Below are 11,298 nucleotides of genomic sequence, written 5' to 3' on the forward strand. Positions count from 1 at the left end.
CCACCGCGGCCCGGTCGGCCCGGCCCGGCGGGCGCAGCACGCCCCGGCGGGCCAGCCGTCCCGAGGCCACCACCTCACGGACGGTGGCCGGCACGCCGCTGCCCGCGCCGAGGCGCTGCGGGACGTACCCGATCCGGTGCCACTGCCGGAACCGGCGCTGCGGGACGCCGAACAGCTCGACCGTGCCGGCGCCCAGCGGGACCAGCCCGAGCACCGCCCGGATCAGGGTGGACTTGCCGGAGCCGTTGGCCCCGAGCACGGCCACCACCTCACCGGCGGTGACGGTCAGCGAGACGTCCCGCAGCACCGGCCGGCCGTCGTAGCCGGCGGTGGCGTGCGCGACCTGGATGACGGGAGCGGTCACGAGCACCCCAGGGCGGTACGGAGCGTGGTCAGGTTGGTGCGCATCACCGAAAGGTAGTCCCCACCCCCGTCAGCGGAGAGCCCTTCGATCGGGTCGAGCACCGCGGTCTTCGCGCCGACCTCGGCGGCGATGGTCTCGGCGACCTTCGGGCTGACCAGCGTCTCGAAGAAGATCGTGGTGGCGCCGTGCTCGCGGGCCTCGCGGGCGACCTCGGCCAGCCGCTGCGGGGCGGGCTCGGTGTCCGGGGTGAGCCCGGTGAGGCCGATCTGCTCCAGTTGGTAACGCTCGGCGAGGTAACCGAAGGCGGCGTGGCTGACCACGATCTCCCGACGCTGGCAGGTCTTCAGGCCGGCGGTGTACTCGGCGTCGAGTTTCTCCAGCTCGCCGCGCAGCGTCCGGGCCCGGCCGGTGTAGTCGGCGGCCCGGTCGGGGTCGACGGCGCCGAGCCGTTCGGCCAGCTTGTCGGCGACGGTGGCCAGCCGGGTCGGGTCGAGCCAGAGGTGCGGGTCCTTGCCGCCGTTCTCCTCCTCGGCGTGACCGTCCTCACCCTCGTGGTCGTGGTCGTGCCCGCCGGCTGTCGCGTCGCGCAGCGGAGCGACACCTGTCACGTCGAAGGCCCGGTCGGCGGCGTTCTGCGCGACGGCCTCGTCCACCGCCGGCTGGAAGCCCTTGAGGTAGAAGACCAGCTCGGCCTCGCTGACCTGGCCGACCTGGCGGGGGTTGAGTTCCAGGTCGTGCGGCTCGGCACCCGGCTTGGCCAGGTTGGTGACGGTGACCGCGTCCCCGCCTACCCGCTCGGCGACGAACTGGAGGGGGTAGAAGGCGGCGACCACGTCCACCCGGTCCGGGTCGGCCCCGGCGCCCTCGGTCGAGCAGGCGGTGAGACCGGTCAGGGCGAGCAGGGCGGTGGCGGCGGTCAGGGCGCGGAACCGGGTGCGGGTGGTCATGTCGGCAACTGTCCGTGAAAACGAGAATGATTGTCAAAAACGCATGAGTGCATGTCAGAAGAGCTTGACCAGGGCCACCGTGACCAGCAGCGTCAGCATCACCAACCGGATCAGCCGGGTCTGCGGCGCCTGCACCGGCCAGGTGACCGTCAGCAGGTAGGCCAGCCCGGCGGCCAGCGCCAGCAGCAGCAGACCACCGACCGGGCCGGGCGCGAAGAGCGCCACCAGCACCAGCGCCAGGGTGGCGAGGAACACCGACGTCGGGTTCGCCCGGGCCAACCGGGCCAGCAGGGGGCGCTGCGTAGGCTGCATCCCACAGACTCTACGAGGAGGAACCCGGTGCTGGTCACCAACCGGTTCGTGGTCGCCGTCGAGGCGGCGGACGACTTCACCGCCCGGGCGCACGCCGCGCTGGCCGCGCTCGCCGCCCGCCCCGGCTACCGGCGCGGTGAACTCCTGCGCGCCCTCGACGACCCCCGGCACTGGTGCCTGCTCACCGAGTGGGAGTCGGTCGGGACGTACCGGCGGGCGCTGGGCGGGTTCGACGTCAAGATCACCGCCGTGCCGCTGCTCGCCGAGTCGGTCGACGAACCCTCGGCGTACGAGACGCTGGCCGGCGCGGCCCCCGACGGCGAGGTGGTCGTCGTCGACAGTGACCGGGCCGCGCGCCCGCACCGCTGAGCCCGACCGGGCCGCGTGTCCGCAGGCAGCGCTGAGCCCGATCGGGCCGCGAGTCCGCAGCGTCGAGCCCGGTGGCACTACCCTGCTCCTATGACCGCTCCCGGCCCGGCAGCCCCACCGCCGTACCCCGCGACACCCGGCCCGGACGGCGCACCGCCGCCCGCCGCCCCGGGTGGCCCGGGGACGCCCCTCCCGCCGGGTGCCCCGGGCGTGCCCACCCCGCCGTCGGACCCGGGGGTGCCCCCGCCGCCCCAGGGGCCCGGGGTGGCTCCCCCGTTCGCCGCCCCGCCCACCGAGGGCAGCCGCAAGCGGCTCTGGCTGGGCCTCGGCGTCGGCGCGCTGGCCCTGCTGATCTGCTGCGGCGGCGGTGGCGCGGCAGCCGTCGGGCTGGTCGTCAGCAACGTGCAGGCCATCGAGGAGCAGGGCCAGGCGGTCACCGACGACTACTACCGCGCCCTGGTCGCCAAGGAGTACGGCAAGGCGTACGACGCGCTCTGCGAGGACGCGCGGCGGCGGGAGTCGCGGGGCGAGTTCGCCCGCCGGGTCGCCGAGGAACCGGCCGTCGCCAGCTACCGGGTGGGCGACGTCGACCCGCAGACCCTCACCGTGCCGGTCGACGTGACCTTCAGCGGCGGCGGGCGGGACACCCAGCAGGTCACCCTCGCCGCCGACCAGCAGACCGGCGGCATGGAGGTCTGCGGGGTCAGCTGAGCCGTCCCCGGTATTCTGCTGGGCCCGGGGCGCTGCTGGTCGTACCGTTGTCCCGGGCCGTCCGGTCCCACCCGTCTTCATGGCCACGCCGACCGCCAGCCGGCGTAGGAGGAAACATGCCAGCCGACCGTATCGACGCCGTCGTCAGCCTCGCCAAGCGCCGAGGCTTCGTCTTCCCCTCCAGCGAGATCTACGGAGGCACCCGGTCGGCGTGGGACTACGGTCCGCTCGGCGTGGAGCTGAAGGAGAACGTCCGCCGGCAGTGGTGGAAGGCCATGGTCCAGCAGCGCGACGACGTCGTCGGCCTCGACTCGGCGGTCATCCTCGCCCGCAAGGTGTGGGAGGCCAGCGGCCACCTCGCCGAGTTCGTCGACCCGCTGACCGAGTGCCAGTCCTGCCACAAGCGGTTCCGCGCCGACCACCTGGAGGAGGCGTACGCCGAGAAGCACGGCAAGCCGCTGACCTCGTTGCAGGAGCTGAACTGCCCCAACTGCGGCAACAAGGGCACCTTCACCGAGCCGAAGATGTTCAACGGCCTGATGAAGACCTACCTCGGCCCGGTGGAGAGCGACGAGGGCCTGCACTACCTGCGCCCGGAGACCGCCCAGGGCATCTTCGTCAACTACAACAACGTGGCGACCGCCGCCCGCAAGAAGCCGCCGTTCGGCATCGCGCAGACCGGCAAGTCGTTCCGCAACGAGATCACCCCGGGCAACTTCATCTTCCGCACCCGCGAGTTCGAGCAGATGGAGATGGAGTTCTTCGTCGAGCCCGGCTCCGACGAGCAGTGGCACGAGTACTGGCTCCAGGAACGCTGGAACTGGTACCTCGACCTGGGGCTCTCCGAGGAGAACCTGCGCTTCTACGAGCACCCCAAGGAGAAGCTCTCCCACTACTCGAAGCGCACCGTCGACATCGAGTACCGGTTCCGCTTCGGCGGCACCGAGTTCGCCGAGCTGGAGGGCGTCGCCAACCGCACCGACTTCGACCTGTCCACGCACAGTAAGCACTCCGGCGTGGACCTGTCGTACTTCGACCAGACCCGCAACGAGCGCTGGGTGCCGTACGTCATCGAGCCGGCCGCCGGCCTCACCCGCGCGGTGCTGGCGTTCCTGCTGGAGGCGTACGACGAGGACGAGGCCCCGAACACCAAGGGCGGCGTCGACAAGCGCACCGTGATGCGTTTCGACCCCCGGCTGGCCCCGGTCAAGGTGGCGGTGCTGCCGCTGTCGCGCAACGAGGCGCTCTCGCCCAAGGCCAAGGGGCTCGCCGCCCAGCTCCGCAAGCGCTGGGTGGTCGAGTTCGACGACTCGCAGGCGATCGGCCGCCGCTACCGCCGGCAGGACGAGATCGGCACCCCGTTCTGCGTCACCGTCGACTTCGACACCCTCGACGACGACGCGGTGACCGTGCGGAACCGGGACACCATGGCCCAGGAACGGGTCGCCCTGGACCAGGTCGAGCGCTACCTGATCGAGCGCCTGCCCGGCTGCTGACCACGCCGGATCCGGGTCGCCCGGCCCGGCCACCGTCGGACCGGCCCCGCCCCCTGACCGGGGCGGGGCCGGTCCGCGTCCGTCCGGGTCCTTGAGTCGGCCGGTGTGCCGTGCCAGCATTCGCGGTGCTGGATATCGCAACGGGGGTGGGAAATGACGCGTGCGCCGCAACCGGAGCACGACCCGGACCGCCGTCGCCTGCTGCGCCGGGCCGCCACGGTCGCCGCCGCCACGGCCGGCGTCGCCGTCACGGTCGCCCGGCCCGACCCGGCCCGCGCCGCCCCGGGCGGGAACCTCACCCTGGGTACGACCAACGACGCCGGCCCGGCCACCACGACCGTGCAGGCCACCGCCGGGGACGGCACGCTGGTGCTGGCGAACACCGGGGGCGCCCCGCTGCGGCTGGTGCCCGGCGACCGCCTCCACCCGCAGGTGCTGGACGCCGAACCCGGCACCCTGGCCGTCGACGAGCACGGCGACCTCGTCGTCCGGGCCGGCACGGACGCCGGGGACGGCACCACCGGCTGGGCCTGGACGTCGCAGTGGGCGACCACCTCGGTGGCGGTGGTGCCGACCCGGGTGCTCGACACCCGGCAGCCGGACCTGCGGCGGGCCATCGTCTCCGGCGCGGGCGACCTCGACGCCACCGGCCGGCTGGTGCCGGGCCGGCCGATCGTGCTCAGCCTGGACAGCTACGTCCGGGACGGCCGGGCGGTCAAGGGCAACGTGACGGTGACCGGGATGACCGGTGGGGGCGTGCTGACCGTGTGGGGCAGCGGCCCCCGGCCGGCCACCTCCACGGTCAACTGGTGGACCAGCGGCCAGATCCTGTCCAACTTCCTGTTCACCGCGCTCGGCACCCTGGGGGCGTACCACAGCGTGCTGACCCTCCAGGCCACCAGCTCGCCGACCCACGTGATCCTCGACCTGACCGGCCTGCTCGTCGGTCACCCGAGCCAGGTGCTCACCGGCCGTGCCTAGGCGACCCGCCGCCCCGCCGCATCCGCCCCCGGGGGAACGAAGCATGACATCGTCCGCAGGTGACCCTTCCGCGACCGGGGACCCGGTGGTCCTCGGCGGGACCACCACCGGCACCGCGCACACCACCGTGACCAGCGCCGCCGACGGCGGGGCCGCCACGCTGGCCCTGGCGAACAGCGCCGGTGGCGCCACCCTCCGGCTGACCCGCCGGCCGCCCGGTCCGGGATGCGACGGCGGGCTGGTGTCGACCGCCGCCGGGCTGGGCGTGCAGCGGATGGTCGACGGCGCGGTGGTGCAGCACGAGACGCTGACCACGGCGAACGCCACCATGCTGGTGCCGATCCCGCCGATCCGGGTGCTGGACAGCCGCAGCGCGGCCGGCCGGGCCCGGCTGCTGGAAGGCGCCGGCCGGGTCGACCCGCGGGGCCGGGTGCTCGCCGACACCCTGCTGGTCGTCCACCTGGGGGGCGTCGTCGCGTACGGCGACGGCCTGATGGGCAACGTCACGGTCGCCGACACCGCGCGGGCCGGATACGCCACGGTCTGGGGGCGGGGCGCGCTGCCCACCGCCTCCACGATCAACTGGTGGGACGCCGGCCAGTTGCTCTCCAACGGGGTCATCTCCCAGCTCGGCGGCTACGAGACCGTCGACGGGGACTACCACCCGGACGTGGTGGCCGTCTGGGTGGCGGCCGGCGCGGCGGCGGTGATCCTCGACGTCACCGGCCTGCTGGTGTACCACCCGGATTCGGTGCTGGCCGGTGCGTCCGGTGGCCGTCCGGGTGCGGCCGGGGCGCGCGCCCGGACGATCAGGGCAGCCGCCGGACGCGGAGGACGGACCGGTGTCTGACCGGGAGGGGAACGACGTGAGCAGTGACCGGACCCGTGCGACCACCCGGCGTCAGCTCGTGCGGGGCGGCGTGGCCGTCGGTGCGGGCGTGGTGGTCGGGGGCGTCGTCGTCACCCCGGCGGAGGCCGCTGCCGGTGAGCCGGTGCGGGTCGGGCAGCCCAACGACGCCGGCACCGCCGGGACGCTGCTGACCGGGGGGTCGTCGGACGCCCCGACGCTGACCCTCACCCACGACGGGGGGCGTCCACCGCTGGTCCTCGCCCCCACCCCGGAGGCGTCGATCCCGGCGGAGCTGCCCACCGGCTCGCTGGCCGTCACCGACTCCGGTGACCTGGTCATCGGCGGCCGGGACGGGACGAGGCGGTATGTCAGCACGTCCCGGTGGGCCAACCGGACGCTCGCCGTCGCCCCGGTGCGCATCCTCGACACCCGGGCGATGGACCGTTACGCCGCGAACGTGGTCGCCGGTGCGGGCGACGTGGTGGCCGGCAGGCTGGGTGCCGGCCGGGCGCTGCACGTCACGGTGCGCGCCGTGCCGCCGGCCCTGGCCGGGAGGGCCACCGCCGCGTACGTCAACGTGACCGTCGCCGGCACCGTCTCCGGGGGTTTCCTCACCGCGTACAGCTCGTCCATCGCCCGGCCGGGGACGTCCTCGCTGAACTGGTGGGGGCCGAACCAGGTGCTGTCGAACCTGGTGGAGGTGCAGTTGGGCAGCCACCAGGGCACCCCGCTGTCGTTCGGCGTCCACGTCAACGCGGCCACCTCGGTCATCGTGGACGTCTGCGGGCTGGTCCTGACCGTCCCCGAGGGGTCCTGAGCCGTACCCGACGGCCGGGTTCGCCCGAGGGGCGGGCCACCGGCGGTGGGCGGGCCGCCGCCGGCATGGGATTCTGGGGTACGTGACCAGTCCCGCTGCGGTCCTTCGTCCGCTCACCATCGGCCCCCACCAGGTGTGGCCGCCGGTGGTGCTCGCCCCGATGGCCGGCATCACCAACGTCGGCTTCCGGCAACTCTGCCGGGAGCAGGGCGGCGGCATCTACGTCTGCGAGATGATCACCACGGTCGCGCTGGTGCAGCGGAACCCGAAGACCCTGCGCATGATCGCCTTCGGCGCCGACGAGCGGCCCCGCAGCCTCCAGCTCTACGGCACCGACCCGGAGGTCACCGCCCAGGCGGTGCGGATCGTGGTGGAACGGGACCTCGCCGACCACATCGACCTGAACTTCGGCTGCCCGGTGCCCAAGGTGACCCGGCGGGGCGGCGGGTCGGCCCTGCCGTGGCGGCGGCGGCTGTTCGCCCGGCTGGTGCGGGCCGCGGTGGACGCCGCGTCCCCCGCCGGGGTGCCGGTCACCGTCAAGATGCGCAAGGGCATCGACGACGACCACCTGACGTACGTCGAGGCGGGGCTGGCCGCCCAGGACGCCGGGGTGGCGGCGGTGGCCCTGCACGGGCGGACGGCCGCGCAGCGGTACTCCGGCACCGCCGACTGGGACGCCATCGCCACCCTCAAGCAGGCGCTCGACGTGCCGGTGCTCGGCAACGGCGACATCTGGGAGGCCGACGACGCGCTGCGGATGGTGGCCCACACCGGGGTGGACGGGGTGGTGGTCGGTCGGGGCTGCCTGGGCAGGCCGTGGCTCTTCGCCGACCTGCAGGCCGCGTTCGAGGGCCGGCCGGAGCGTCGGATGCCGACCCTCGGCGAGGTGGCCGTGACCATACGGCGGCACGCCGAACTGCTGGTCGACCAGTTCACCGCCGGCTCGCGTACCCCGGCCCGGGGCGAGCGGGACGGCTGCACCGACTTCCGTAAGCACGTCGCCTGGTATCTGAAGGGCTTCCCGGTCGGCAGCGAACTACGCCGGGAACTCGCCATGATCGAGAGCCTGGCCCAGCTCGACGACCTGCTCGGCAAGCTCGACGCGGGCGAACCGTTCCCGGTGGCCGCCCTGGGTCAGCCGCGTGGCCGGACGAACTCCCCCGGCAAGGTCTTCCTGCCGGAGGGTTGGCTGGACAGCCGGGACGACGACACCGTCCCCGAGGGCGCCGAGCTGGACGACTCGGGCGGCTGAGGCCGGCCCGCCCGCCGTCAGAGTGCGGCCCGGGGTGCCGAACGACGAAGGGCCGACCCATCGGGGGTCGGCCCTTCGCGTGTCGGCGCGGGTCAGGAGGCGTAGCCACGGCTGGCGATCCAGTGGGCCAGCTCGCCGACGTCGATCCGGTAGGAGGCGGTGTCCGGGTTGGCGGAGTCCGCGATCGTCACGACCCGACCACCGTCGCGGTACCCGACGACACTGATGTAGTGCCCGCCCTCGAAGGAGTGGGTGTTGCCGTCGGTGTCGGTGGCGGTGCCGGCGATGTTGGCGACCACGGCGCGGCCGTCGTCCACGGCCCGGACGATGTCGGCGCGCAGCCGGTCGATCCGCTTGCCGTCGACCTTGCCGGCCGGGATCTCGGTGCTGCGGTACGCGTCCTTGCGGCCGGTCTCCTTGTTCAGGATCGGGGTGATGTCGTTGATGCTGTCGGTGCCGCTCTCGGTGGTGCCCATCTCCTTGGCCATGGCGTCCACGTCGATGTTCTTGCCCTGCACGCTCAGCGCGTTACGGGCGGCGGCCGGGCCGCAGTAGTAGAAGTTGGGCTGCGCGGCGTAGTCGACCTTCAGCTCACGCTCGCCGGCCGGCTTGCGGTCGGTCTGCACGACGGCGGCGGGGCGGGTGGTCTCGGCGGCCTGCGCGGCCAGCGCGGGGCCGGCGATGCCACCGGCGGTGACGGCGAGGCCGGCGGCGGTGAGCACGGTCTTCCGCAGGATGTCGGTACGCATGGCGTGCTCCTCTGCGTGTCGGGGGTTCCACGGCGTCCCGCAGGGGGTGCGGTGACGCGGTGGTGCCACATCGGCAGGTGAAGAGGAAGATCGGACCGGCGATCGCGGGGATGCCGGCCGGGGAGGCACAACCGGTTCGCCGGTTCAGGCATTCCACCGCCCGCCTCCGTTGACCGGGTGGCTCGGCTCTGCCGGCCGGGTGCCGGGTGGCGCTACGCCGCCCTGCTGGTCGGGGGGCCGAGCCGGCGACCGGCCAGGCGATCGCGGATACCAGGTGTAACGACCCCGGCCGGCCGACGATTCCGCCCCACGGGTGGCCCCCGTCACCCGCCGGTGGGCCGATCCGTCATCGCAGCGTCGCTACCGACGACACCCGTCGGCAACCCACCACCCGGTCACTCACAGTCACAAACCACCCCCGTGCCACTTGCCCCTCCGCACGCTTTGCTCTGCCACCCTCCCCGCGACAGTCACTCCGTGTGCCTGGTGCGTATGTGGCAGCAGAGCAAAGCGTGCGAGGGAGGTGTGTGGTGGTTGCCGGGAGGTGACGAGAGTGCGCAGCTCAGGGTGGGTTGGGGGGCGGATGGGGTGCAAGGTGGCCGCTGATCATGGCCAGAAACGGTCACGCTGTGTGATAGATGTGGCTTTCGTGTCGGAAGTGACTGACGGTGATCGGAGGTGGTGGGGCAGCGGCCGGCGATCCTCCGGCAGGTCGGAGAACTCGCCGTGCCGCAGAGTCCGCCGGGTTGGGGTGCCCGCTGTGCGGGGAGGTCGGGAAGTTGAGCGGTGACTTGGGTCAGCGCGTGTCGGGTGTGGTGGCGTCTCGGCCCGGTGCGGGCTGGTCGGGGGCGGGATTCCGGTGCGTACCTGCGGCGTCGGGGAGATGCCGCCCGGCCGGCGCGGCGGGCCAGGGGATCTCCGGCGACGGGTGGAAGGTGATGCCGGCGGTGCGCCAGCGCGGGCCGTGGCCGGCCAGCCGCTCCCGGAAGCCGGTCCAGCCCCGGGTCGACGGCGCGGACCAGGCCACCTCGGCGAGGGCGGGCAGGCGCGGGAAGAACAGGAACTCGATCTCGGCGAGCGAGGTCACCGACTCCGTCCAGAGCGGGGCCTCCACGCCGAGCACCGCCTCGGCGGGGACGCCGGTCAGGTGGGTCGCCGGGTCCCAGTGGTATGCCCGGTGCACGTCGATCAGGCCGGCCCAGTCGTGCCCGATCGGGGTGTCCGGGGCGTACTTCATGTCCAGGTACGCATGGTTGCCGGGGGAGAGGATCACCCGGGCGCCCCGGCGTACCGCCTCGGCCACCGTGGGGTCGTCGCCGTCGGTGCCCCACCACTGGAGCACCCGGCCGTCGACCTGCCCGGCGGGGGCGATCTGGTGCCAACCGACCACGGTCCGGCCCAGCCCGGCGACGATCCGCTGCGTCCGCTCCACGAACCCGGTGTACGCCGCCCCCTTGACCTTGTACGCCTCGTCCCCGCCGATGTGCAGCCACGGCCCGGGGGTCAGCGCGGCCACCTCGCCGAGCACGTCGGCGACGAAGTCGTACGTGCGCTCGTCGGTGGGGTCGACGTAGCTGAAACCGACCTCGGTGCCGGTGTACGGCGGCGGCGCGACCCTGCCCGGGGCCAGCTCGGGGTACGCGACCAGCGCCGCGTTGGTGTGGCCGGGCAGGTCCACCTCGGGCACGACGGTGACGTGCCGCCGGGCGGCGTGTCCGACGATGCGCCGGTAGTCGGCGGCGGTGTACCAGCCACCGGGGCCGCCACCGACCGCGGTGCGCCCGCCGACCGTCGCCAGCCGGGGCCAGGAGTCGACGGCGATCCGCCAGCCCTGGTCGTCGGTGAGGTGCAGGTGCAGGTGGTTGAGCTTGTACCGGGCCAGGTGGTCGATCACCCGACAGACGTCCTCGACGCTGAAGAAGTGCCGTGCCACGTCGAGCATCGCCCCCCGGTAGGGGAAGCGGGGCCGGTCGACGATCGTGCCGCCGGGCACCACCCAGTGCTGCGCCACCGGGGTCCGGCTCTCCACGGCTGCCGGCAGCAGTTGCCGCAGCGTCTGCACGCCGTGGAACAGGCCGGTGGCGGTGCCGGCGGTGATCCGTACCGTGTCGGTGCCGACGTCGAGCCGGTAGCCCTCGGCGTCGCCGGACACCGTCGCCGCCGGGCCGTGCGGCGCGGCGGCGGAGAGGGTGAGCTGGAGCGGGCCCGGGGCGGGCGGCAGGTCGGCGACCGGGAGCGGGTAGCCGGTGGCGGGGCGGAGCAGTTCGGCGAGGTGGCCGGCGACCTCCCGGGCGGCGGGGTCGGCGCTGACCCGTACCGCCGCGTCGGCCGGGAGGACGAAGTCGGCGGCCGGACTGGGCCGGACCGACGCGGGCGCCGGCACCACGTCACCCAACCCGAGGGCCGGCCGGGTGAGCAGCCGCCCGGCGGCCTCCGCGGCGCTGCGCGCC

12 protein-coding genes are annotated in these 11,298 nt (G+C 73.9%); 7 read left to right on the forward strand and 5 right to left on the reverse strand.

The window, feature by feature from the left end; all coding sequences use genetic code 11:
- From H1A17_RS31490 to H1A17_RS31500, 3 genes are all read right to left on the reverse strand, one after another.
- On the reverse strand, positions 1 to 364 hold a 364-nt coding region (locus H1A17_RS31490; RefSeq protein ID WP_194823584.1), incomplete at its 3' end, for a metal ABC transporter ATP-binding protein.
- Positions 361 to 1,311 carry a metal ABC transporter substrate-binding protein gene (locus H1A17_RS31495; protein WP_145921260.1) on the reverse strand — a complete coding sequence of 317 codons (951 nt, stop codon included), beginning with the start codon at positions 1,309 to 1,311 and terminating at the stop codon, positions 361 to 363. The genes H1A17_RS31490 and H1A17_RS31495, both read right to left, overlap by 4 nt.
- Before the next feature lie 54 nt (positions 1,312 to 1,365).
- The gene (locus H1A17_RS31500) at positions 1,366 to 1,623 is read right to left on the reverse strand and encodes a DUF6703 family protein (RefSeq protein WP_145921259.1); all 258 of its coding nucleotides are present in this window, start codon (positions 1,621 to 1,623) and stop codon (positions 1,366 to 1,368) included.
- Between the two features lie 27 nt (positions 1,624 to 1,650).
- Here H1A17_RS31500 and H1A17_RS31505 point away from each other — a divergent pair, with 27 nt between their 5' ends.
- The 7 genes from H1A17_RS31505 (at position 1,651) to dusB (ending at position 8,099) form a co-directional block, all read left to right on the forward strand.
- Positions 1,651 to 1,992, forward strand: a complete 342-nt coding sequence (locus H1A17_RS31505; RefSeq protein ID WP_145921258.1) for an antibiotic biosynthesis monooxygenase — start codon at positions 1,651 to 1,653, stop codon at positions 1,990 to 1,992.
- A gap of 237 nt (positions 1,993 to 2,229) precedes the next feature.
- Positions 2,230 to 2,703 (forward strand): hypothetical protein, encoded by a 474-nt coding sequence (locus H1A17_RS31510; RefSeq protein WP_145922986.1) that lies wholly within the window; start codon positions 2,230 to 2,232, stop codon positions 2,701 to 2,703.
- Positions 2,704 to 2,819: 116 nt separating this feature from the next.
- Positions 2,820 to 4,199, forward strand: coding sequence for a glycine--tRNA ligase (locus tag H1A17_RS31515; protein ID WP_145921257.1), 1,380 nt, complete (start codon positions 2,820 to 2,822; stop codon positions 4,197 to 4,199).
- 153 nt (positions 4,200 to 4,352) lie between these two features.
- A complete protein-coding gene (locus H1A17_RS31520) occupies positions 4,353 to 5,180 on the forward strand; it encodes a hypothetical protein (RefSeq protein ID WP_145921256.1) in 828 nt (275 codons plus the stop codon).
- A gap of 43 nt (positions 5,181 to 5,223) precedes the next feature.
- Complete coding sequence (locus H1A17_RS31525; protein WP_194823585.1) at positions 5,224 to 6,030, forward strand: hypothetical protein; 807 nt, start codon at positions 5,224 to 5,226, stop codon at positions 6,028 to 6,030.
- 16 nt (positions 6,031 to 6,046) lie between these two features.
- Positions 6,047 to 6,847: a hypothetical protein gene (locus H1A17_RS31530; protein ID WP_145921254.1), complete on the forward strand. Its 801-nt coding sequence runs from the start codon at positions 6,047 to 6,049 to the stop codon at positions 6,845 to 6,847.
- An 82-nt stretch (positions 6,848 to 6,929) separates the two neighbouring features.
- On the forward strand, positions 6,930 to 8,099 hold the full coding sequence (gene dusB, locus H1A17_RS31535) for a tRNA dihydrouridine synthase DusB (protein ID WP_145921253.1): 1,170 nt from the start codon (positions 6,930 to 6,932) through the stop codon (positions 8,097 to 8,099).
- A gap of 92 nt (positions 8,100 to 8,191) precedes the next feature.
- Here the strand turns inward: dusB and H1A17_RS31540 are convergent, their stop codons facing one another.
- A complete protein-coding gene (locus H1A17_RS31540) occupies positions 8,192 to 8,848 on the reverse strand; it encodes a C39 family peptidase (protein ID WP_145921252.1) in 657 nt (218 codons plus the stop codon).
- Positions 8,849 to 9,644: 796 nt separating this feature from the next.
- On the reverse strand, positions 9,645 to 11,298 hold a 1,654-nt coding region (locus tag H1A17_RS31545), incomplete at its 5' end, for a beta-N-acetylhexosaminidase (protein ID WP_194823586.1).

It is taken from the genome of Micromonospora sp. S-DT3-3-22, from assembly GCF_015354745.1.
GTDB lineage: Bacteria > Actinomycetota > Actinomycetes > Mycobacteriales > Micromonosporaceae > Micromonospora > Micromonospora wenchangensis.